At 59.3% G+C, this 21237-nt stretch carries 20 protein-coding genes; 6 read left to right on the forward strand and 14 right to left on the reverse strand.

All coding sequences use genetic code 11. The annotated features are described in order from the left end of the window. Positions 1-127: 127 nt before the first annotated feature. The 7 genes from ACIOU9_RS07025 to pdhA all read right to left on the reverse strand — a co-directional run bounded on the left by ACIOU9_RS07025 (position 128) and on the right by pdhA (position 9203). A complete protein-coding gene (locus ACIOU9_RS07025; RefSeq protein WP_105657255.1) occupies positions 128-1771 on the reverse strand; it encodes an ABC transporter ATP-binding protein in 1644 nt (547 codons plus the stop codon). Positions 1772-1774: 3 nt separating this feature from the next. Beyond that, positions 1775-2797, reverse strand: a complete 1023-nt coding sequence (locus ACIOU9_RS07030; protein WP_286134154.1) for an ABC transporter permease — start codon at positions 2795-2797, stop codon at positions 1775-1777. After that, the gene (locus tag ACIOU9_RS07035) at positions 2790-3716 is read right to left on the reverse strand and encodes an ABC transporter permease (RefSeq protein ID WP_105657254.1); all 927 of its coding nucleotides are present in this window, start codon (positions 3714-3716) and stop codon (positions 2790-2792) included. Before ACIOU9_RS07035 ends, ACIOU9_RS07030 begins: the two co-directional genes overlap by 8 nt. 190 nt (positions 3717-3906) lie before the next feature. Then, positions 3907-5538, reverse strand: a complete 1632-nt coding sequence (locus ACIOU9_RS07040; protein ID WP_105657253.1) for an ABC transporter substrate-binding protein — start codon at positions 5536-5538, stop codon at positions 3907-3909. A gap of 196 nt (positions 5539-5734) precedes the next feature. Continuing rightward, the gene (locus ACIOU9_RS07045) at positions 5735-7084 is read right to left on the reverse strand and encodes a dihydrolipoamide acetyltransferase family protein (RefSeq protein ID WP_105657252.1); all 1350 of its coding nucleotides are present in this window, start codon (positions 7082-7084) and stop codon (positions 5735-5737) included. Further along, positions 7084-8073 (reverse strand): alpha-ketoacid dehydrogenase subunit beta, encoded by a 990-nt coding sequence (locus tag ACIOU9_RS07050; protein ID WP_105657306.1) that lies wholly within the window; start codon positions 8071-8073, stop codon positions 7084-7086. Before ACIOU9_RS07050 ends, ACIOU9_RS07045 begins: the two co-directional genes overlap by 1 nt. Positions 8074-8087: 14 nt before the next feature. Beyond that, positions 8088-9203: a pyruvate dehydrogenase (acetyl-transferring) E1 component subunit alpha gene (gene pdhA / locus ACIOU9_RS07055; RefSeq protein ID WP_105657251.1), complete on the reverse strand. Its 1116-nt coding sequence runs from the start codon at positions 9201-9203 to the stop codon at positions 8088-8090. 150 nt (positions 9204-9353) lie between these two features. Between pdhA and ACIOU9_RS07060 the strand changes: the two genes are divergently transcribed. After that, positions 9354-9827, forward strand: a complete 474-nt coding sequence (locus ACIOU9_RS07060) for an Lrp/AsnC family transcriptional regulator (protein ID WP_105657250.1) — start codon at positions 9354-9356, stop codon at positions 9825-9827. Between the two features lie 85 nt (positions 9828-9912). On the opposite strand, the gene ACIOU9_RS07065 is transcribed toward ACIOU9_RS07060, so the two are convergent. Both ACIOU9_RS07065 and ACIOU9_RS07070 read right to left on the reverse strand, forming a co-directional pair. Then, positions 9913-11538: a cation acetate symporter gene (locus ACIOU9_RS07065; protein WP_105657249.1), complete on the reverse strand. Its 1626-nt coding sequence runs from the start codon at positions 11536-11538 to the stop codon at positions 9913-9915. Next, positions 11539-11883, reverse strand: a complete 345-nt coding sequence (locus ACIOU9_RS07070; protein WP_105657248.1) for a DUF485 domain-containing protein — start codon at positions 11881-11883, stop codon at positions 11539-11541. It lies immediately after the preceding gene. A 197-nt stretch (positions 11884-12080) separates the two neighbouring features. On the opposite strand from ACIOU9_RS07070, the gene ACIOU9_RS07075 reads away from it, so the two are divergent. The 4 genes from ACIOU9_RS07075 (at position 12081) to ACIOU9_RS07090 (ending at position 15901) form a co-directional block, all read left to right on the forward strand. Beyond that, complete coding sequence (locus ACIOU9_RS07075; RefSeq protein WP_105657305.1) at positions 12081-13262, forward strand: sensor histidine kinase; 1182 nt, start codon at positions 12081-12083, stop codon at positions 13260-13262. A 29-nt stretch (positions 13263-13291) separates the two neighbouring features. Continuing rightward, positions 13292-14008 carry a LytTR family DNA-binding domain-containing protein gene (locus ACIOU9_RS07080; protein ID WP_105657247.1) on the forward strand — a complete coding sequence of 239 codons (717 nt, stop codon included), beginning with the start codon at positions 13292-13294 and terminating at the stop codon, positions 14006-14008. A gap of 125 nt (positions 14009-14133) precedes the next feature. Beyond that, complete coding sequence (locus tag ACIOU9_RS07085) at positions 14134-14433, forward strand: hypothetical protein (RefSeq protein ID WP_286172046.1); 300 nt, start codon at positions 14134-14136, stop codon at positions 14431-14433. After that, positions 14426-15901 carry a cation acetate symporter gene (locus tag ACIOU9_RS07090; RefSeq protein WP_402696381.1) on the forward strand — a complete coding sequence of 492 codons (1476 nt, stop codon included), beginning with the start codon at positions 14426-14428 and terminating at the stop codon, positions 15899-15901. The genes ACIOU9_RS07085 and ACIOU9_RS07090 overlap by 8 nt, the downstream gene beginning before the upstream one ends. Here ACIOU9_RS07090 and ACIOU9_RS07095 read toward each other — a convergent pair. Further along, complete coding sequence (locus ACIOU9_RS07095) at positions 15898-16848, reverse strand: DMT family transporter (protein ID WP_105657244.1); 951 nt, start codon at positions 16846-16848, stop codon at positions 15898-15900. The two genes, ACIOU9_RS07090 and ACIOU9_RS07095, sit on opposite strands and share 4 nt — an antisense overlap. Positions 16849-16887: 39 nt before the next feature. Here ACIOU9_RS07095 and ACIOU9_RS07100 point away from each other — a divergent pair, with 39 nt between their 5' ends. Continuing rightward, positions 16888-17391, forward strand: a complete 504-nt coding sequence (locus ACIOU9_RS07100) for a MarR family winged helix-turn-helix transcriptional regulator (protein WP_105657243.1) — start codon at positions 16888-16890, stop codon at positions 17389-17391. 104 nt (positions 17392-17495) lie between these two features. On the opposite strand, the gene ACIOU9_RS07105 is transcribed toward ACIOU9_RS07100, so the two are convergent. From ACIOU9_RS07105 to pyrH, 4 genes are all read right to left on the reverse strand, one after another. Then, on the reverse strand, positions 17496-18068 hold the full coding sequence (locus ACIOU9_RS07105) for a DivIVA domain-containing protein (protein ID WP_105657242.1): 573 nt from the start codon (positions 18066-18068) through the stop codon (positions 17496-17498). A 149-nt stretch (positions 18069-18217) separates the two neighbouring features. Beyond that, positions 18218-19774 carry a phosphatidate cytidylyltransferase gene (locus ACIOU9_RS07110; RefSeq protein WP_286134152.1) on the reverse strand — a complete coding sequence of 519 codons (1557 nt, stop codon included), beginning with the start codon at positions 19772-19774 and terminating at the stop codon, positions 18218-18220. Continuing rightward, positions 19774-20331: a ribosome recycling factor gene (frr, locus tag ACIOU9_RS07115; protein WP_105657241.1), complete on the reverse strand. Its 558-nt coding sequence runs from the start codon at positions 20329-20331 to the stop codon at positions 19774-19776. The genes ACIOU9_RS07110 and frr overlap by 1 nt, the downstream gene beginning before the upstream one ends. Before the next feature lie 78 nt (positions 20332-20409). Continuing rightward, positions 20410-21132 carry a UMP kinase gene (pyrH, locus tag ACIOU9_RS07120; protein WP_105657240.1) on the reverse strand — a complete coding sequence of 241 codons (723 nt, stop codon included), beginning with the start codon at positions 21130-21132 and terminating at the stop codon, positions 20410-20412. Positions 21133-21237: the final 105 nt, after the last annotated feature.

The raw sequence follows: 21237 nt of genomic DNA on the forward strand, positions 1-21237 counted from the left end.
GTTTGTTTCAGATTGATTAAATCTGAAATATTCGTTGAATATGACGTTGATTGAGCTCAGGTTAAGCGCAGAATGGGCCGGTGAAACCTTACGGTTTCACCGGCCCATTCAGCGGATTTCCGAGCTGCTAGATCAGCGAAGCTCCAGGGATCGCAGCCAGCAGGTTGCGGGTATATGCACTCTTTGGCGCATCGAAAATCTCGTCCGTCGTTCCCTGTTCGACGATCTTTCCGTGTTCCATCACGCATACGTTGTCCGCGATCTGGCGGACTACAGCCAGGTCGTGGGTAATGAACAGGTAGGTAAGGCCCATTTCGCGTTGCAGCTCATCAAGCAGCTCAAGCACCTGGGCCTGCACCAGCACGTCCAACGCCGAAACAGCCTCATCGCAAACGATCATTTCCGGCTGCAAGGCCAGAGCACGCGCGATCGCGATGCGCTGGCGCTGTCCGCCGGACAGCTCGTTCGGGAAGCGGTGCATGGTGGATGCCGGCATGGAAACCTGATCCAGCAGTTCCTTGACCTTCTTCTCCCGTGATGCCGCGTTACCAATACCGTGAATGCGCAGTGGTTCTTCGATGGTTCGGAATATCGAGTACATCGGATCCAAGGATCCGTACGGATCCTGGAAAATCGGCTGGACACGTCGGCGGTACTTGAACAAGTGCTTCTCGCTCAGGTTGCCAATCTGTTCGCCATCAAAGATGATCTCGCCCTCGGTCTTGTCCAACAGGTTGAGCACCATCTGGGCGATGGTGGACTTGCCGGAACCGGACTCGCCTACCACGGCGGTGGTGGTGCCCTTGGGGATCTCGAAGGACACGTTGTCCACCGCGGTGAACTTCTCCTTCTTGCCGAACCCCTTGCGGATATCGAAGACCTTCGTCAGGTTGCTGACTTTCAGCAGCGGCTCGGCCTTGCCCGGAATTACCTCATCAACAATCGCCTCGTGCTTGTCTCCACGCTGTGCTGACAACGATGGAGCCGAGTTGATCAGGCGCTGGGTGTACGGGTGCTTGGGGTTGCGCAGAATCTCCAGCGCTGGGCCATATTCGACGACACGCCCCTTGTACATCACGACGACCTTCTCGGCACGCTCTGCTGCCAAGCCCAGGTCGTGGGTAATCAGCAGCACGGCGGTGCCCAGTTCACTGGTCATGGTGTCCAGATGGTCCAGGATCTGCTGCTGCACGGTGACGTCCAGTGCGCTGGTTGGCTCATCGGCAATCAGCAGGCGCGGGCGGCAGGCCAGGCCAATGGCGATCAGCGCACGCTGACGCATGCCACCGGAGAATTCGTGCGGGTACTGCCTCGCACGCGTCTCCGGATCGGGCAAACCTGCATCGGCCAAGACCTGGGCTACACGCTTGTTCGGGTTATCCCCCGCCAAGCCGTTGGCTTTCAGGGTTTCCTTGACCTGGAACCCGATCTTCCAGACCGGGTTCAAGTTGGACATCGGATCCTGCGGAACCATGCCAATATGGTTGCCGCGCAGCTCTACGAATCGCTTTTCGCTCGCTTGGGCGATGTCCTCGCCGTCAAAAAGAATCTGGCCGGATGAGACCTTGCCGTTGCCGGCCAACAGGCCGATAGCAGCCAGTGCCGAAGTTGACTTGCCGGAACCGGACTCGCCCACGATGGCCACGGTTTCCCCGGGCATCACGGTGAAGTTGGCGTCGCGCACTGCGTGCACTGGACCGTCAGGAGTGGAGAAAGTGATCGCCAGGTCCTTGACTTCCAGCAGAGGCTTGGGAGTTGCACTCTGAGTCATTGCTTAGGCTCCCTTCCGGGCCTTCGGATCCAGTGCGTCGCGCACTGCATCGCCGAGCATGATGAAGCTCAATACCGTTACCGAAAGGAACAGTGCTGGCCACATCAGCATGGTCGGGTTATTGCGCAGCTGGGTACGTGCGGAGGAAATATCGTTGCCCCAGCTCATGACGTCTGGCGGAAGCCCGACGCCCAGGAAGGACAGCGTGGCCTCGGCAACGATGTATACGCCGAGGTTCACCGTGGCAACAACAATGATCGGTGCCAACGAGTTCGGGATGACGTGCTTGACCAAAGCGCTGAACTTGGACAGGCCCAACGCGCGCGAGGCCTTCACGAAGTCCGCGTTGCGGGCCTCGATCACTGCGCCGCGGGTAATGCGTGCCAGCTGCGGCCAGCCGAAGATCGCAAGGGTGATGATAACCGTCCAAACGCTTCGGTTTTCACGGAAGGCAGGAAGCTGCATCACGATGATGGCGCCAAGGATCAGCGGCAGCGCGAAGAAGATATCGCCCAGACGAGCCAGGATGGTGTCGATCCAGCCGCCGTAGTAGCCTGCCAGCGCGCCAATGGCACCGCCGAGCAGCACCACGATGAGGGTAGTGAATACGCCTACGAGCAGCGAAGCACGCGTGCCGTAGATCGTACGGGCGTAGATGTCGCAACCCTGCAGGTTGAAGCCCATGATATGTCCTTGGCGTGCTGGCTCATTGGAATTTTCCAGCAAGCATGCCTGGTTGCCAGTCGGATCAATGGACGTGAACAGCTGCGGGAACGCAGCTACAACCACGACGGCGATGATCAGAAGCGTGGAGATGATGAACAGCGGCTGCTTGCGCAGTGAACGCCATGCTTCAGCCCACATGGACAATGGCTTGCCGGTTTCCTTGACAGAATCCACCGCCTGCAGCGGAGTCTCCTCCAATGGGGCCACGTAGTGCTCAATTTTGTACTTGGAAACTTTGCCGGCACGGGTGTTTCGGATGGGAAGGCCGTCTTCGGGATTAAAGTTCTGGTTCTCAGGCATAACGGATCCTTGGGTCAAGCAGTGCGTACAGCATATCCACGATCAGGTTGGCGATCACGAAGACGATCACCAAGACGCCTACAACGGCAACCACCGTCGGGGTTTCGCCCTTCTGGATTGCCTGGTAGAGCAAGTGGCCGACACCGGGGACATTGAAGATACCCTCGGTAACAATGGCGCCGCCCATGAGTGCGCCCAAGTCGGCGCCAAGGTAGGTCACGACTGGAATCAGCGAGTTGCGCAAGATGTGCACGGTGACAACGCGGTTGCGGCTCAGGCCCTTGGCAGTTGCGGTGCGCACATAGTCAGCGGTTTTGTTCTCAATGATGGAGGTACGCGTCAGTCGCAAAACGTAAGCCAGAGAAACGAGTCCCAGGACCAAGGCCGGCAGGATCAGTTCGCCCCAGGTTGCCGAACCGGAAACGGTTGGCTTTGCCCATTCGAGCTTGACTCCGACCACGTACTGGAGCAGGAAGCCCAGTACGAAGGTTGGAACTGCGATGACCAGCAGCGATGCGATCAGGACGGTCGAGTCGAACAATTTGCCCTTGCGCATGCCGGCGATGACGCCGAAGATGATGCCGAAGACAGATTCGATCAGCAACGCCAGTATCGCCAGGCGTGCAGTGACAGGGAATGCTCGTGCGAGCATCTCCTTGACTTCTTGGCCCGAGAATGAAGTTCCCAGGTCCAAAGTCACCAGGTTCTTCAAGTACAGGCCGTATTGGACCCAAAAAGGCTTATCCAAGTTGTATTGCGCAGTTAGGGCCGCTTGGGTGGCATCACTCATTGGCTTGCCGCCGGAGAGTGCCGCGATTGGGTCACCGGGAGTCGCGAAAACCAAGAAGTACACCAGCAAAGTAGCACCGATAAACACCGGGATCAGCTGCGCGATTCTCTTCAGGGTAAAACTTAACATGCTTGCATCTCACCTCGAGACACATGAGGGCACAAGGCCATTTTTATCCTCTTTCCGTCGATAAAGTAATCGACGTTTATTTTTGCGAGGCAGGACGGACACGCCAAAGGGAGACCCTGAGCTGCTCGGATCTCCCTTGACGAGTTTTCAGCTTCTATTCGCTCTGATTAGGCCGAATGCTGAAGGAAACTTATTTGCCAGTGATTTGCTGGTACATAGGAACACCGTTCCAGCCGAACTCAACGTTATCCACGTTTTCGCTCCAACCACCCTGAACTGCCTGGTACCACAGCGGGATAGCCGGCAGATCCTTGAACAGGATTTCCTGTGCTTCGTTGAAGATCTTCGCACCCTCAACAGGATCCGTGGCGGACAGGCCCTCGGTCAGCTTGGCGTCGAATTCCTTGCTGGAGTACTTACCGTCATTCGAACCAGCCCCGGTACCGAATAGTGGACCAAGGAAGTTGTACAGCGATGGGTAGTCGGCCTGCCAACCGGTACGGAATGCACCGGTCATCTCGTAGCTGGTGACCTTCTCGCGCAATTCCTTGAAGGAGCTGAATGGCTTGGCCACGGCGTTGATGCCCAGGTTGCTCTTCAACTGGTTGACGACAGCTTCGACATATTCCTTGTTGCCAGCGCCATCAACGTTGTAGCCGACGGAGAATTCATCGCCGGAGTCCCACTTGCTGATTGCATCAGCCTCTTCCCACAGCTTCTTGGCTTCAGCCCCGTCGAAGTCCAGGACTTCGCTGCCTGGAACCTCTGCGTTATAGCCTTCAAGTACCGGTGCGGTGAAGTCGTCGGCCTTGATCTTGCCGCCGTTGTACACCTTGTCGATGATCAGCTGGCGGTCAATGGCGCGGGAGATCGCTGCACGGCGGAGGTTGCCCTCTTCACCCTGCTTGAAGTGCTCCAGGTAACCCGGAATGGTAATGGTTGCGTTGCCAGCGTAGGGCGAGTTGATCGAGCGGTCGCCCAGATCAGTCTCGTAGGAAGCCAGCGAGCTTGGCGGGATCTGGTCCAGCACGTCCAAGTTGTTGGACTGCAGATCGCTGTACGCCGAGTCGGTGGACTGGTAGACCTTGAAGTCGATGCCGGCGTTAGCCGCCTTGCGTGGTCCGTCGTAGCTCTCGTTGACGTCCAGCTTCAGGTTCACATCGTGGTTCCACTCGGTCAACGTGTATGGGCCGTTGCCGATTGGCTTTTCGCCAAAGGCCTTTGGATCCTCGAAGGCCGCTTCAGGCAACGGCATGAACGCCGTGTAGCCCAAGCGCAGCGGGAAGTCGGACTCAGGCTGGGACAGCTCGACGGTGAAGGTGGTGTCATCCACTACCTTCAGGCCTTCCATCTCTTCCTTCTTGGAGCCTTCCTTGTTGACCTCATCGAAGCCCTTGATGGATTCGAAGAAGTACGAGTTCAGCTGTGCGTTCTTTGCCGCGGCGCCGAAGTTCCAGGCATCCACGAACGAAGCAGCAGTTACTGGGGAACCATCCGAGAAGGTATGTCCGGCCTTCAGCTTGATGGTGTAGTTCTGGGAGTCTTCGGTTTCGATGGACTCAGCGAGTTCATTGACCGGAGCGCCCTTTGCGTCATAGCTGACCAAACCGGTGAAGATCAGGTCCATTACGCGGCCGCCGCCAACTTCGTTGGTGTTAGCCGGCAGAAGGCCATTCTGCGGTTCGGTGGTGTTTGCGGTGACGACGTACGAGCCGTCACCTTCGCCACCGGCGGTTTCATTGGAACCGCCGCCACAAGCGGACAGGGTCAGCGCCAAGGCTGCAGATAAAACGACAGCCTTAGATGCGTGCGAGTATCGCATCCTATTTCTCCTCAACAGATCGTTGCTGCTTCTGCATTTCGCAGAGCCGTGCAGGCAAGCGTGAGCTATAGCACGTAGTGAATGAGATTACATCAAACATTGCGAAACAACCAATGAATAGTCATGAAAGCAATGCTTGAAATCGGGTTACTCACCCGGCTGAAATAACTTCAGCCGGGTCAGTTTTTATTTAAGCTCAAATAAAAATATTCATCATTCCGGGGTCTTCCAATACCGAGCCGACACCTGCGAGGAACTCGCTTGCTTCCTTGCCGTCAACCACTCTGTGATCGAAGGACAAAGCCAAAGTCATGGTATGGCGAAGGGCAACTTGGTCTTGGTATTCCCAAGGCCTTCGTTTCACTTGGCCTAATGCCAGGATTCCAGCCTGCCCCGGAGGTAGAATCGGGGTCCCGGCATCCACGCCGAAAACCCCCACATTGGTAATGGAGAATGTGCCACCGGTCAATTGGGCTGGTGACAACGTTCCTTCGCGGCCCTGGAGAATAATCTCGCTGAGTTCAGTTGCCAATACGGGCAACGTCTTGGCTTGGGCATTTTTCAGCACCGGAACCAGCAAGCCGCGGTCACTTGCCACAGCCATGCCCAGATTCACTGACCCGAACTCAATGATTTCGTCAGCCTTTTCATCCCACGTCGAGTTCAGCGCAGGATAAGTCTTCAGCAATCTCGTCACCACGAGCGCCGCCAACGTTGTGATGTTGAGTTTCCGGTCCTTCAGCAAGCGATGCGAACGCATTCTTTCCACCAACGCCATGGATTCGGTGACGTCAATAGTGAGGAACTCGGTGGCATGCGGTGCAGTAAACGCCGACTGCACCATCGCTTTGGCTGTGGCTCTGCGGACGGCGGTGATCTTCACATGGCGGTCCACATCCGGCGAGGACGCTGGCTCATTTCCCCTTGCCGATGAGGTGCTGGTACCTACGGAATCGATGGCCTGCTGAACATCCCTACGCAGCACCAGCCCACCCTCGCCGCTGCCGGCGAGCGCCGAAATATCGACTCCATGATCGCGTGCCAGCTTGCGTACGGGCGGTGTGCATCGAGTCGTCTCATGTTGCTCGCGCTCAGGACTGGCCGGCGCGGCATCCGGTGCGGATGCAACTGGTTCCGCCAATTGCGCCGCTCCCCCGTTGCGGGAGCCACGAGCTTTTCGCGTTGGACGGTTGCCGGTGTCTGCCGGGGCACCGTAGCCAACGAGGGTTGGGGTGCGCTCGACGGCCGCACTTTCCCCATGATTTCCGGGACCTGCTGCTGGCGGCTGCCCGCCGGAAGCGCCTGGCTCCTGATCAAAAGTGACCAGCGGACCGCCAACCTGCACTGTTTCACCTTCGGTGGCATGCAGAGCCTGAACGAAGCCGGCATACGGCGAGGGCAGTTCAACCACTGCCTTGGCGGTTTCAACTTCGGCAATGATCTGGTTGAGCGCAACATGCTCGCCAACCTTGATTTTCCAATTCAGCACCTCGGACTCGGTGAGCCCTTCGCCGAGGTCCGGGAGTTTGAATGTGTGGGCGGTCATCACTTGGCAGCTCCTTCGGTTGCCTCGTTGTGGCGCATCACGGTATCAACCGCGTGCATCACTCGATCCAAATCGGGCAGGTGGTGGCTTTCGAGCCGCGATGGCGGATACGGAATATCGAATCCGGTGACGCGCAATGGGGCGTGCTCCAGATAGTCGAAGCAGCGCTCGGTGATTTCGGCACAGATTTCTGCACCGATACCGCTGGTGCGGCTGGCTTCATGGACTACAACCAGCTTGCCGGTGCGCTTGACGGATTCGGCCACGGTGTCGATATCCAACGGATCCAGGGTGCGCAGGTCGATGACCTCCAGACTGGTACCTTCATCTTCTGCGGCCTTGGCCGCATCCACCAAGGTGTAAGTGGTCGGGCCATAGCCGACCACGGTGACATCTTCACCGGGTCGGATGATCTTGGCCTTTGGCGATCCGTCTGGCGTTGGAGCCAGAAGTTCAGCTGTGCTTTTCTCGTGGTAGCGGCGCTTCGGCTCGAAGAAGATGACCGGATCATCGCAATCGATGGCCTGGCGCAACATGCTATAGGCATCTTCGACACTTGAAGGCGCGAAGACGCGCAGACCGGCGGTGTGGGCGAAATATGCTTCCGGCGATTCGGAGTGGTGCTCCGGTGAACCGATTCCTCCGCCGTAGGGAATTCGAACTGTCACCGGCATCTTCACACGGCCCCGGGAACGGTAATGCAATTTAGCCAGCTGGGATACTAGCTGGTCAAAGGCCGGGTAGGTGAAGCCGTCAAACTGGATCTCCACTACTGGGCGATAGCCTCGGTAGGCCAGGCCGATGGCGCTGCCGACAATGCCGGATTCTGCCAGCGGGGTATCGACGACGCGGTGCTCGCCGAATTTGGATTTCAGGCCATCGGTGACCCGGAAGACGCCGCCGAGGGTTCCGATGTCTTCACCAAGCAGGATGACTTTCTCGTCCTCGTCCAGGGCATCGTGCAGCGACTTGTTCAGCGCCTTGAGCATGGTGGTTGCCACAGTTACTCTCCACCTTCAAAATCTGCCAAGTAGTCCAGATAGTTCTTGGCTGCGCGTTCGGTTGGTTCGTGCTTCTCGGCATATACATTGGTGAACAGCTCTTCCACCTTGGGGTCCTCCATGGTGGTGATCGCGACGCGAAGCTTCGCGGCCAGATCATCGGCTGCGTTCTGGGCACGCTGCTCGTAGGACTGCACATCGGCACCCATCTCATGCAGGTACTTCACCAGGCGGTCGATAGGGTCCTTGGCTTTCCACTCTTCGAGCTGCTCGCTCTTGCGGTAGCGGGTTGGATCATCGGCGGTGGTGTGCGACCCCATGCGATAGGTGACCGCTTCAATGAAGGTTGGGCCCAGGCCGTTGCGCGCGTGATTCAGGGCGGCCTTGGTGGCTGCGTAGACTGCAAGGATGTCATTGCCATCCACCCGCCAGGTCTTCAGCCCGAAGCCGTGGGCACGGTCGGCAATCTGGGTGCGGCTTTGCAGGTGGACTGGTTCGGAAATGGCCCACTGGTTGTTCTGGCAGAAGAACAGCACTGGCGCCTGGTAGCTGGCGGCGAAGACCATGGCTTCGCTCACGTCGCCCTGGCTGGTGGCGCCATCGCCAAAGTAGGCCACAGAAACTTGCTTGCCCCCGTCGAATTTGATTCCCATTCCGTATCCGGCTGCGTGCAAAGCCTGGGAGCCAATGACAATCTGCTGGCAAGCAATATTGACTTCATTCGGATCCCAGCCGCTAGCCTGGGCCCCGCGCCACACGCTGAGCAGATCTTCTGCTTTCACTCCCCTGGCCCATGCGACGCCATGCTCGCGGTAGGAAGGGAAAATGAAGTCATCCGCTTCGGTGGCGCGGACCGAGCCGATTTGTGCGGCTTCCTGGCCTAGCAACGGGGCCCAGAGTCCCAGCTGGCCCTGGCGCTGCAATGCGGTGGCTTCATTGTCCATGCGGCGCAGGACCACCATGTCGCGAAGGAAATCTGCAAGGTCCGCTTCTTTGAGGTCCTTCAGATAATGGTCAAGTTCTTCGTCCGGGATTCGTTTCCCGTCGACGTTCAGCAGCTGATGCGTGGGTAGGCATCCGGCGGCTACGTCAATGTGCTGTGTGGACACGATCGGCATCCTTACTCTCACGTAGTCGGTTGCGGGTTTTCATTCACAAACACCGCTTAATGTGATGCTACTCACGCAAGGCAGGATGCACAATGGTGTTTTTGGAATTAGAGCAAAACGCACTGTTTATGAGAACCGGTCAGTGCTAACGTGCACATTATGCTACTTCTGGACACTACCGACCGGCGCATCCTGCTGGCCCTCTCGACCGCAGCCAAGCGCACCGGCTCGGCTATCGCCACGGCTTTGAACCTCGGGCGAAATACCGTGCAGACGCGGATGACCCGCCTGGAGAATGAAGTTCTTGATTCCATTGACCGCCGCATCCCGCCCGAAGTGCTGGGCTACGGGCTGCTTTCCTTTGTCGAGCTGCATGTTGAGCAACGCCATCTCGGGGACATCGCCGCCAAGCTCGAAGCCATCCCCGAGGTGCTTGAAGCACACGGGCTCACCGGCTCTGCCGACATCTTGGTGCGGGTAGCGGCCAAAGACGCCGAGGAGCTGTTTCGGGTCCATGGACAGCTGCTGCATATAGACGGAGTGAATCGTGCGGACTCGGCACTATCCATGGCCGAGCTCGTCCCCTATCGCACCACCGCTTTGCTTCAGCACTCGCTAGCCGACAACGCGTAGCACTCAGGGCAGCAAAAAAGTTCCGGGAACCAGCCTGCTGGCTGGTTCCCGGAACTTCGCTATTGAGTTTTATGAATTCTTCGCCTTAGTGGTCGACTGCCTTCTCGGCACCGACACCGGTCAGCGAACGAACTTCCATTTCCGCCTGCTTGGTAATGTCCTCGACACGCTTGTCGGTAACCGAGCCCAGCCAGCCTAGGAAGAAGGCCAGCGGAATGGAGACGATACCCGGGTTAGCCAGCGGGAAGATCACCATATCGATGCTTGGGATCATTGCGGTCTCCGAGCCCGAGAACACTGGCGAGAAGATGATCAGCAGCAAAGCCGAACCCAGGCCGCCGTACATGGACCACACTGCGCCGCGGGTCTTGAAGCCCTTCCAGAACAGCGAGTACAAGATGGTTGGCAGGTTAGCCGAAGCGGCCACCGCGAAGGCCAATGCCACCAGGAAGGCCACGTTCTGCCCCTGGGCACCGATGCCGCCAGCGATAGCGAAGACTCCGATAACCAAGACCGTGCGGCGGGCAATCTTCATTTCCTTCTCTGGAGTGGACTTGCCCTTGGCAATCACCGACGCGTACACGTCATGGGCGAAGGATGCCGCCGCGGTGATGGTCAAGCCCGCCACCACAGCAAGGATGGTTGCGAAGGCCACTGCAGAGATCAGGCCCAGCAGCACTGTGCCGCCCAATTCGTAGGCCAGCAGCGGTGCCGCAGAGTTCACGCCGCCTGGAGCCGCCTGGATTCGATCCGGGCCAATCAGTGCACCGGCGCCGAAGCCCAGCACCAGGGTGAACAGGTAGAAGGCGCCGATCAGCCAGATAGCCCAGACGACGGACTTGCGGGCTTCCTTCGCGGTAGGAACGGTGTAGAAGCGCATCAGCACGTGCGGCAGGCCGGCGGTGCCAAGCACCAAGGCCAGGGCCAGCGAGATGAAGTCCAGCTTGGCAGTTTCAGAAACACCGTACTTCATGCCCGGATTCAGGATCTCAGGGTTGCCGGCTACTTCAGCTGCCTTGCCCAGCAGGTCGGAGAAATTGAAGCCGAACATGGCCAGCGTCCACACGGTCATGATCAGCGCGCCGGCGATCAGCAGGCAGGCCTTGATGATCTGCACCCAGGTGGTGCCCTTCATGCCGCCAACCAGCACATAGAGGATCATCAATGCGCCAACGATAACGATCACCAGCGACTGTCCCAGCTTCTCGTCAATACCCAGCAACAGGGAAACCAGCGCGCCGGCGCCAGCCATCTGCGCCAGCAGGTAGAAGACGCACACTGCCAGCGTGGAGATGGCCGCGGCGATGCGCACCGGACGCTGCTTGAGGCGGAAGGACAGCACATCGGCCATGGTGAATTTGCCGGTGTTGCGCAGCAGCTCCGCAACCAGCAGCAAGGCAACCAGCCAAGCAACCAGGAAGCCGATCGAGTAGAGGAAGCCGTCGTAGCCCTGGATGGCGATAGCGCCAACGATCCCCAGGAAGGAGGCTGCCGAGAGGTAGTCACCGGCAATTGCGGTGCCGTTCTGCGTTCCCGTGAAGGAACGGCCGCCTGCATAGTAATCCGCAGCGGTCTTGTTGTTCTTGGAGGCGCGGAGCACGATCACCATGGTGACGCCCACGAAGGCCAGGAAGATGGCGATATTGACCAAGGGGTTGCCGACCTGGGTCGACTCTCCCGCGGCCTGGGCCAGGATGCTGAGCTGGTTCATTTAGTTCACTCCCTCGCTCTCTAGGCGTTCACGGATTTTGGTTGCCTTGGGGTCGAGCTTCTTATTCGAAAAACTGACGTAGGCCGCGGTGATCGCGAAGGTCGACACGAACTGCAGCAACCCGAGAACAATACCCATGTTGATATTGCCGAGAACCTTGATGGACATGAAGTCGTGGAAGTAGTCGGCTAGCAGCACATAGGCGAAATACCAGACGAGGAAGAAGACTGCCATCGGGAAAACAAAACTGCGGTGGGTCTTTCGCAGTTCCTGGAATTCCTCGGATTGGCTCTCCTTGACGAAATCAACGTCAGCAGCGACGCCGTGTTCCGGGTTGGCACTCATGATGCCCTCCTTGAGCGAGTTGATGATGTGACTGGGCGCACATCGGTTTTGTGACTAAGTTCACTATTGGCGATAAACCCGTTGGCGACTAGGGGGCTTGCACAGCTCGTGGCTCAACGGACTGCTTTCTGCGCCCAACGGCGCAGCATGGCGCGCTGAACGGTCGGCAGATCAGGCAGGGCCCTAAGATGGGATACATGTCTCCAGCGCTGCAAGTCACCCTGATCGTCGCCATTGCGATGGTCGGAATCGCTCTTGTCGGCTACATCGGTTTCAGGATTTCCCGCTCCACCAAGGAAATGGGTACCGACGTCGAGGAAGCCACCTACAAGACGTTGCACCACATGTCCGTTGCGGTTCCCCATTTGGAGCGCGGCCTGACTGAGGACGGGGCGGCCAAAAGCGCCAAGGCGCTGCGCAGGCTCTTGAACTGCCAGGTATTGCTGATCAGCGACACCACCCATGTGCTGGCCACCGATGCAGGGGCCGATTTCACCGCGGAACTCGAAGAAGCAGCCTCCAAGGTTTCCAAAAGCGCGCTGGCAACCGGCAAAACCCAGGTAGAACGTTCCTCCGGCATGGACTTCGTGTCCGCGCCGATCACCGTAGGAGATCAAAGCGTGGGAACGGTGACCGCGCTATCACGCAGGGCCGGCGCCAGCTTCGTTCGGGCAGTTTCCGAGGTAGCGGTCTTTGTATCCGCGCAAGTTTCCACCGCCCAGCTCGATGAATCCAAGGCCATGCTGCTCGAAGCGCAGATGCGTGCCTTGCGCGCTCAGATCTCCCCGCACTTCATCTACAACTCGCTGAATGCGATCGCCTCGTTCATCAATACTGATCCCGCTCGAGCCCGTGAGCTGGTCATAGAATTCGCCGACTTCACCCGGTACTCTTTCCGCCGCCGCGGTGAATTCACCACCCTGGCCGAAGAACTGGAAGCCATTGACCGCTACCTGTTGCTGGAAAAGGCCCGTTTCGGTGAGCGCATCAAGGTCTCCTTGCAGATCGCTCCCGAGGTGCTGCCCACGCAAATTCCCTTCCTGGCCTTGCAGCCGCTGGTTGAAAACGCGGTACGCCATGGACTCGAAGCCCGGCCAGATGGCGGAGTCATCTCCATCACGGCCACCGAAGACGGAATGCACGCAGTCATCAGCGTGGAAGATGACGGCATGGGCATGGATCCCGAGCAGCTGTCCAGTGTGCTAGCTGGCGATACCCCGAATATGCACGTAGGCCTGCGCAACGTCGACCTGCGCATGCGCCAGCTCTACGGCAATTCCAATGGACTGGTGGTGGAGACCGCGCCGGGGGCCGGAACGCTGATCACTTTGCGTGTCCCGAAGTTCCGTCCGCCCAACACGATCACTTCCGATGCATAGAAAAATCCAATAAACGGTAGAATTTTCGCATGATTAACGTGGTGGTCGCCGATGATGAACTTCCAGCGGTAGAAGAAATCGCTTTTCTGCTCAGCCAGGATTCCCGCATCGGGAAAATTCACCGCGCCACCTCTGGTGCCGCGGCGCTGAAGGCGCTGGAGGAAAATACTGTCGACGCACTTTTCCTCGACATCCACATGCCGGCTTTGTCAGGCCTGGACATTGCCCGCGTCATCTCCCGGTTCACCAATCCCCCACTGATTGTTTTTGTCACCGCCGATGAAGATCAAGCGCTGCAAGCATTCGAGTTGGCCGCCATCGACTACGTGCTCAAGCCCATTCGCCCGCAGCGCCTGGCCGAATCCGTTCGCCGCATCTGCGAGCTGGTCGAGGAGACCCCTGCCAAGCCGGAAATGATCACGGTGGACCAGGGAGGCATCACCAAGCTGATCCCTCGGGCGGATATCGCCTACGTTCAAGCCCAGGGAGACTACGCCCGGCTGCACACCAAGGATTCGAGCTATCTCATCCGGGTTCCGCTCAACGATCTGGAACAGCAGTGGGGCGAGTCCGGTTTCGTTCGGATCCACCGTTCCTACCTGGTGTGCATGGATAAGATCGAAACCGTTCGCTTGCAGACCGGCAAGGCCGCTGTGCTGGTCAACAGCACCGAACTTCCGATTTCTCGTCGCGCGTTGCCATACCTGCGGGAACGCTTGGCTGCCAACCGCGTCCGCCCGCTGTAGGAAGCTGCTGGCCTTCCGTGGAGCACCTTCCCCAAGACAACAGCCGGCGAGAGCCCCTCATGCCCGGACGTTTCGCTGAGCAGCGTCCAAAACGCGTGCGTGTCCAGGCTCCGCAGGATGCATCCTTGACTGTCTCCCCCGACCGTCCCGAGCACACAGCAGAAGAATTCTATGTTCGCCAGCTGATCCGCTCCCAGCTGCGGCTGGCCTGTGCCGTCGCGGCGGGCCTGCTGGCGATGCTGGTAGGCATCAGTGCATTGCTCGTCTTTTGGCCGGTCTTCGAGGACATCCACCTGCTGGGCCTGCCCCTGCCATGGTGGGTTTTGGGCATCGGCATGTATCCACTGATCATCGTGGCCGGAATGCTCTACAACAGGGCCGCGGGACGCAATGAAGAACGGTATCGGAGCATCAGCCGTGGCTAGCCTGCTGTCCGTTTCCTCCCTGGTGATCGTTTGCCTCACCACCATGCTGATCGCCTTCCACGGCCTGCGCCTGTCCCGTACAACTTCCGACTTCTACGTAGCTTCACGCACCGTACGCCCGTGGTGGAATGCCTCTGCTATTGGCGGCGAATACCTGTCGGCGGCTTCGTTCCTGGGCGTTGCCGGACTGATTGTGCTCTCTGGGCAATCAGGTTTGTGGTTCCCCATCGGCTACACCGCAGGCTACTTGATGCTGCTCCTGTTTGTTGCCGCTCCCCTGCGACGTTCCCGGGCATACACAATTCCCGATTTCGCGCAGATCCGTTTCGAAGGCTCGCCGATGCTGCGGAAAATCACCACCTATCTGGTGGTGGTGATCTGCTGGCTCTATATCGTTCCGCAAATGCACGGAGCAGCCCTGACCCTATCCATCGCTACCGGATTCCCGAGTTGGGCCGGTCCGGTCATTGTTGCCGCGGTTGTCTGCGTGACGGTGCTGTCCGGCGGGATGCGCTCGGTGACCTTCGTCCAGGCCTTCCAGTACTGGTTCAAGCTGGCGGCCTTGGTTATTCCCACGATTTTCCTGCTGGGGCGGGCCATCCCCGAGCATTCGGCATCCGGGCATGCCCAGGCCCTGTATGCGCAGCTGGAGTCCGTGAACGCGATGAACCTCTACGAGACGGTATCCATCATCTTGGCATTGCTCTTCGGCACCCTGGGGCTGCCGCATGTGCTGGTGCGCTTCTACACGAACCCCACAGGCCAGGCTGCGCGTACCACCACGGTGATTGTGCTGTGCCTGCTCTCCGCGTTCTACCTCTTGCCGACGACTTTGGGCGTGCTGGGCTTGCTCTACACCCCGGAGCTCGGTGCCACCAATGAAACCGATGCCACCATCCTGCTCTTGCCCGGGCGCCTCTTCGACGGATTCCTGGGCGACGCCTTGACCGCAATTGTCGTCGGTGGCGCATTCGCAGCTTTCCTCTCCACCACCTCCGGTTTGGTGGTATCCCTGGCTGGTGCGCTGTCCCAGGAATTCTTCTCGGGTACCGTGCGGGGCTTCAGGATCTCTACCGTGCTGGCCACCGCCCTGCCCGTCCTGGTCGCGGTGGTGACCAATTCATTGGCCTTGGCGGGCGCCATTGGAAACGTCTTCGCCTTCACTGCATCCACCATCTGCCCGCTGCTGCTCTTGGGCATTTGGTGGCGTTCACTGACCGCTCGAGGTGCTGTTGCCGGACTGCTGGCTGGCGGCATCTCCTGCGGGATGGCCTTGATGACCGGCGCCTTCCTGCCCCAGGAAGATGAGATCTGGATCCACCTCTTGCGCCAGCCTGCGGCGTGGAGCGTTCCCTTGGCCTTCATGGTGATGATCTTCGTATCGCGCAGCACCAAGCGGAGCGTGCCCGCCAACGTTGAACGCGTCATGGCGTTGCTCCATGTCCCGGACTGGCGGGCGAAGTTCTAGCCAGTCTCCACGGATTCTCCGGCAGGCGCGTCGCGGCCAGATGCTTCGCGTGCCGAAGCTGATCTGCGCCGGGATCCCTTGGCCAGCCCCAGAAGGACTCCGCCGAGAACCAAGCCCATCCCGATCAGGCTTTGGAGGCCGAGGCTTTCCGCTGCCAGCAATGTTCCCAGCAGGACCCCTGTCACTGGATTGAGCAGGCCAATGAGGCCAACTGACGATGCAGGGAGATGGCGCAGCCCGGTGAACCAGGCAAGATAGGCAGCCGCGGTGGCAATGAGGCTGACATAGCCGAAGCCCGCCATCGCCTGCAGGTCAAGCGCAGGGGGTGCTCCATGCACGAACAGCGCGCAGGGGACCAGTACTGCCCCTCCGGCCACCAGCTGCCACGCGGTGACACGGATAATCGGCATCCCTTCAGACCATCGTTTGGTCAAGATGAACCCGGCACTGGATAGGACCATTGCTACCAGCGACAAGACGATCCCCAGGATATCGATGCCGGCCTGTGCATCGAATACCATGATGCCCACGCCGACGAAGCCCAAGAGGGCCCCAACCAAAGGCCAACGTGCAGGACGTTCACCGAGCAATAGCCATGCGAACAGCATGAGCACACCGGCAGAAATCGCCATGGTCGTAGCAGCGACACCCGATGGCAAAAGTTGCGCCACCACGTAGATCAGGGCAAAGAAGGCACCGATATTCAGCACGCCCAGAACCGCGGATTTCCACCACCAGCTGCCCTGCGGGAGTTTCCTGGCTAGCCCCAGCAACACCAAGCCCGCCGGCAATGCGCGGATCGCCGCACCCCAGAGCGCTGAGCCGTCGGGAAGAAATTCCTTGGTGACATAGTAATTGGAGCCCCACGCGATCGGGGCTATCGCGGTCAGTGCTACCCAGCCCAGCGTTCGAAGCCGGTGCCCCGCGGAATTCAAAATATCTTCCATGGAAGATACTTTAGCTTCCTTGGAAGATATAATAAAGGCATGGAGCAAAACGACCACGTATCGCGCATTCAACAGCAGTGGGCAGAACAACGGCCGGATCTCGACCCAGCGCCCCAGGGAATCATCGGCCGGCTGCATCGCTTGGCTAATTACCTGACCGAGGAGCTCTGCACGGTTTATGCAGAGCATGGGCTGACCGAAGCTGAATTCGATGTGCTCGCGGCCTTGCGGCGGGCAGGAGAACCCCACTCCCTGGCCCCCGGCGAGCTGGCACAGCAGACGATGGTGACCACCGGAGCCATGACCAAGCGGCTCGACAAGCTGGTCAGCAACGGCTGGGTCACCCGCGCGCTATCCGGTGATGACAGGCGTGGGCGCCGCATCTCCTTGACGGCTAGCGGCAAGAAGAAAATCGATGAAGCGTTTACCGCCCACATGCGCAACGAAAAGCGCCTCGTGGACCAGCTGGCCCCCGCTGATCGTCCTGCGCTCGAAGAAATGCTGCGAAACTGGTTGGCCCACTATGAACAGACCCGGCCCTAGCCATATGGGCCAGCGCGTCGCCAAGAATGCAAAAAGCCGCGCAGGGCAGCGGGAAGAATTTCCCACTGCCCTGCGCGGCAATGCGTTTGCGCTGGAGACAGCTGCTAGTCGATCGAAGCCATCAGCTCGACCACGCGGTCAAGGAATGCATCGACCTGCGATTCCTCGTAGCCATCGGTTCCCTGCGAAGAGCGGAATTCCACGCGGCGTACGGTGTCAACGGCCATGGGCACGTCGTTCTCGAAATAGTCGATGAGCTGATCGCATAGGCGATCGACATCTTCGATGTTGTAGCTCGACGCGTTGGAACGCGACGGGCGACGGAAACGCTCACCCTTGGCACGGTGCAGGCGGCCACGCAGGATCGCGGCCAGGCGGCCTACCTGCTGCAGCCAGACCTCCTCGCCCTGATGGGCAATCAAGTCGTCGCGCTCGCGCTTGGCAAAGACATCTTCCAAGCGGTCCAGCGCACCATCGACTTCGCGGGCCTGGTACCCGCCCTTCTGCGGCGCAAAAGTGGTGCGGCGGATCAGGTGGCTGGTGACCACACTGTCGTCGTTTCCTCCACCGTTGAAGGTGGCGCGGGCACGGCTCAGGAATGCATCAACTTGCTTTGCATTGTAGCCGAATTCCGAGTCCGGTACGCGGGAAAACGGAGCATCTTGCTGCTGCGACACGACAGTTCCTTTTTCTCTAGAGAGATATCAGTTGGGTACCCCGGTAAGGCGATACCCCTCATATTCTATTGGCTTGGGCCAATAGTTGGCTTAATGGCCACACCAGCCAGTGCATTCCAGTAGAGGATCACACCCGCTGGCGGGACCGGTCAGAAGACTTCGACGCTCCAGGCCAACACATGCGAAATCACGTAGCCCAGAGGAATGACAAACAATATCGAGTCCAAGCGATCCATGATTCCGCCATGGCCCGGCAGCAAGTTGCTCATGTCCTTGATGCCCAGTTCACGTTTGACCATGGATTCCGCGAAGTCGCCAGTGGTCGCGGCAATGGTGGTGAAGAACGCCAAGATGACGCCCGTCCACCATGGCATTTCCAGCCAGAAGTGCATTGCGCAAGCACCAATAGCCATCGAACCAATCATTGATCCGGCGAAGCCCTCCCAGGACTTTTTCGGAGAAATCTTTGGCGCCATCGGATGCTTGCCTATTAGCACACCCACGATGTAGCCGAAGGTGTCGTTGGCGACCGCGAGCAGCAAAAGCGTGGCAATGAGCCATTGGCCATTCTCGGAATCAAGAATCAGCAGGGCGAAGGAAAGCAGCAGCGGCACCCAGCTGATGATGAACACGCTGCTCATCACCGAGGCCACAGCACCCTTGAGTCCTTCCATGAGCCGGAAGAGCAGAGCGATGAGGATACAGGCAATGTAGCTGAATCCAAGGGCTTCCACCCCGCCCCAAATGGCACTGACCGGCAGCAAGACCGAGGACAGGTACAACGGCAATTGAGGCACCGCGGTCTTGGCGTGAGTAGTAGCTCTCGCAACTTCCCAGCAGCCAATGCCGCTGAGCGCAATCAGCGCGATGACCAGCAATGGCTGCGACCACATCAGGCCAACGAGGACGACGCCGAGCATCAGCAAGCCTACGCCGATTGCCGCGGGCAGGTTGCGTCCGGCGCGCGATTTCTTCGGCTCCGGGGTTCCTATCAACAGCTCGGCAGGGATGTCTGCTTCTGCCGCGTCGGGCTGGCCGGTCTCGGCCAGGTCCGTGGAGTCGGAAACCGGTGGAGCAGGCACCTTGCCCTCGGCAGGCGCTGGATTCTGCGCCGCTGATTCGGCGTCCTGTTTGGTCGCTTCGCCCTTCGCTGGCATACCACCCTGGGCAGCTGGGGCCGCTAAGATCTTGGCTTTGCCGGGTTCCGCCGATTCTACGGGCTCAGCCGGTTCCTCGGCTGGTCCGGCCTGCTGGGCAGCTACCGGCCCCGGAGCCGCCACCGACTTGGACGTATCAGCCTTGAAGGCTGCCTTGGCACGCTCTTTCGCTTGCCCGGTATCAGCCGTAGCGGCTGCATCCTTGCCTGGGGAAGCCTCGGCTGCCGGGTTCGCGCCAGCCCCTGGCTGAGGGGTCGGCAAAACGCCATCGGTGCCGGCAACTTGCTCCACGGCTGGTGCCGGTGCTGGCGTGGCCATTGGAGCAGCTACCGGATTGGCCGGTCCAGTCGTGACCGGTTCTTGGATTCCAGTGGCAGGTTCTGGAGTTTCCCTAGCCGCACGGTTCTTCATGAAACCGCGTTTTTTCCCCTTGGCGGCAGCCTCGCGCTGGGCACGAGCTTCACGTCGGGTCAGGGGCTGGGATTCTCCGGATGCCACTGAGGGCACCGCCGAAGCGTTGCCCTCAGTGTTGTCTGTCGAGCCTGGCATTAGACTTCCAGCAGCTCTGCTTCTTTTTTCTTCAAGATCTCGTCAACTGCGTCAACGTGCTTCTTGGTCAGCGCGTCGAGGTCCTTTTCTGCACGGGTGCCCTCGTCCTCGCCAATTTCGCCATCCTTGACCAACTTGTCGATGGAGTCCTTGGCCTTGCGGCGGTGGTTACGCAGCGCAACGCGGGCGTCCTCACCCTTGGCCTTGGCCAGCTTGACGTATTCCTTGCGGCGTTCTTCGGTCAGCACTGGAAGGACAACGCGGATCATCTTTCCGTCCGAAGATGGGTTTGCCCCAACTTCTGGATCGCCCAGAGCCTTTTCGATTGCGCGCATAGCGGTCACATCGAATGGGGTGATGGTGATGGTGCGTGCTTCTGGCACTGCAAAGGAAGCCAACTGCTGCAGTGGGGTCGGGGAACCGTAGTAGTCCACCATGACCTTCGAGTACATGCCTGGGTGGGCGCGACCGGTACGGATCGTCGCGAAGTCCTCCTTGGCGGCCTCAATGGTGCGTTCCATCTTTTCGGCGGTTTCCGCCAGCGTTTCGTCAATCACCGGTACTCCTCAAGTACTTCATCTGTGTTTCCGCTACGGGAAATTAAATCTACTTCAATCCTAAGCCACGATCACCGATTAGACGGTGACAGTGGTGCCAATCCGCTCGCCGCGAATTGCCGCGGCCACGTTTCCTTCGCCTTCCATGCCGAAGACCAGCATATTGAGCTTGTTGTCCTGGCACATGGTCATGGCGGTCTGGTCCATCACGCGGATGTCGTTGACCAGCGCGTCGCTGTAGGTCAAGGTCTCCAGCTTCTTGGCGGTCGGATCCTTCTTCGGATCCGCGGTGTACACGCCATCGACGCCCGACTTGGCCATCAGAACTTCGTCAGCATCGACTTCCAGGGCACGCTGCGCGGCCACGGTGTCGGTGGAGAAGTACGGCAGGCCTGCGCCAGCGCCGAAGATGACAACGCGGTCCTTTTCCATGTGGCGGATGGCACGGCGTGGGATGTAGTTTTCTGCGACCTGGGCCATGGCGATGGCCGACTGGACGCGGGTTTCGACGCCGCATTGTTCCAGGAAGTCCTGCAGTGCCAGGCAGTTCATGACGGTGCCAAGCATGCCCATGTAGTCTGCGCGCGAGCGGTCCATGCCGGAGGCCGAGAGTTCTGCGCCGCGGAAGAAATTGCCGCCGCCAACCACGATTGCGACCTCTACTTCGCCTACGGTTTCAGCGATCTGCTTGGCGATGCCGCGAACGGTATCCGGGTCAACGCCGATCTTGCCGCCGCCGAATACTTCACCGGAGAGCTTGAGCAGTACGCGGCGTCGTTTGGTTTCTGGGGTGCTTGGCATGAGGTGTCTTACTCCTGGAGGTCGGAATCAAGCTGGGGGTACTACTTCCCAGATCCCAAGCTATCGTGAGATCCGGGCTCAAGAAAAGGGAGGCGAGTCACCGAG

This window comes from Glutamicibacter sp. NPDC087583 (assembly GCF_044743685.1).
Classification (GTDB): domain Bacteria; phylum Actinomycetota; class Actinomycetes; order Actinomycetales; family Micrococcaceae; genus Glutamicibacter.

Bases quoted from the DNA above. Each gene is read 5' to 3' on its own strand.
- ACIOU9_RS07025 (WP_105657255.1), bottom strand. From the start codon at position 1,771: ATGACTCAGAGTGCAACTCCCAAGCCTCTGCTGGAAGTCAAGGACCTG.
- ACIOU9_RS07030 (WP_286134154.1), bottom strand. From the start codon at position 2,797: ATGCCTGAGAACCAGAACTTTAATCCCGAAGACGGCCTTCCCATCCGA.
- ACIOU9_RS07035 (WP_105657254.1), bottom strand. From the start codon at position 3,716: ATGTTAAGTTTTACCCTGAAGAGAATCGCGCAGCTGATCCCGGTGTTT.
- ACIOU9_RS07040 (WP_105657253.1), bottom strand. From the start codon at position 5,538: ATGCGATACTCGCACGCATCTAAGGCTGTCGTTTTATCTGCAGCCTTG.
- ACIOU9_RS07045 (WP_105657252.1), bottom strand. From the start codon at position 7,084: ATGACCGCCCACACATTCAAACTCCCGGACCTCGGCGAAGGGCTCACC.
- ACIOU9_RS07050 (WP_105657306.1), bottom strand. From the start codon at position 8,073: ATGCTCAAGGCGCTGAACAAGTCGCTGCACGATGCCCTGGACGAGGAC.
- pdhA (WP_105657251.1), bottom strand. From the start codon at position 9,203: ATGCCGATCGTGTCCACACAGCACATTGACGTAGCCGCCGGATGCCTA.
- ACIOU9_RS07060 (WP_105657250.1), top strand. From the start codon at position 9,354: ATGCTACTTCTGGACACTACCGACCGGCGCATCCTGCTGGCCCTCTCG.
- ACIOU9_RS07065 (WP_105657249.1), bottom strand. From the start codon at position 11,538: ATGAACCAGCTCAGCATCCTGGCCCAGGCCGCGGGAGAGTCGACCCAG.
- ACIOU9_RS07070 (WP_105657248.1), bottom strand. From the start codon at position 11,883: ATGAGTGCCAACCCGGAACACGGCGTCGCTGCTGACGTTGATTTCGTC.
- ACIOU9_RS07075 (WP_105657305.1), top strand. From the start codon at position 12,081: ATGTCTCCAGCGCTGCAAGTCACCCTGATCGTCGCCATTGCGATGGTC.
- ACIOU9_RS07080 (WP_105657247.1), top strand. From the start codon at position 13,292: ATGATTAACGTGGTGGTCGCCGATGATGAACTTCCAGCGGTAGAAGAA.
- ACIOU9_RS07095 (WP_105657244.1), bottom strand. From the start codon at position 16,848: ATGGAAGATATTTTGAATTCCGCGGGGCACCGGCTTCGAACGCTGGGC.
- ACIOU9_RS07100 (WP_105657243.1), top strand. From the start codon at position 16,888: ATGGAGCAAAACGACCACGTATCGCGCATTCAACAGCAGTGGGCAGAA.
- ACIOU9_RS07110 (WP_286134152.1), bottom strand. From the start codon at position 19,774: ATGCCAGGCTCGACAGACAACACTGAGGGCAACGCTTCGGCGGTGCCC.
- pyrH (WP_105657240.1), bottom strand. From the start codon at position 21,132: ATGCCAAGCACCCCAGAAACCAAACGACGCCGCGTACTGCTCAAGCTC.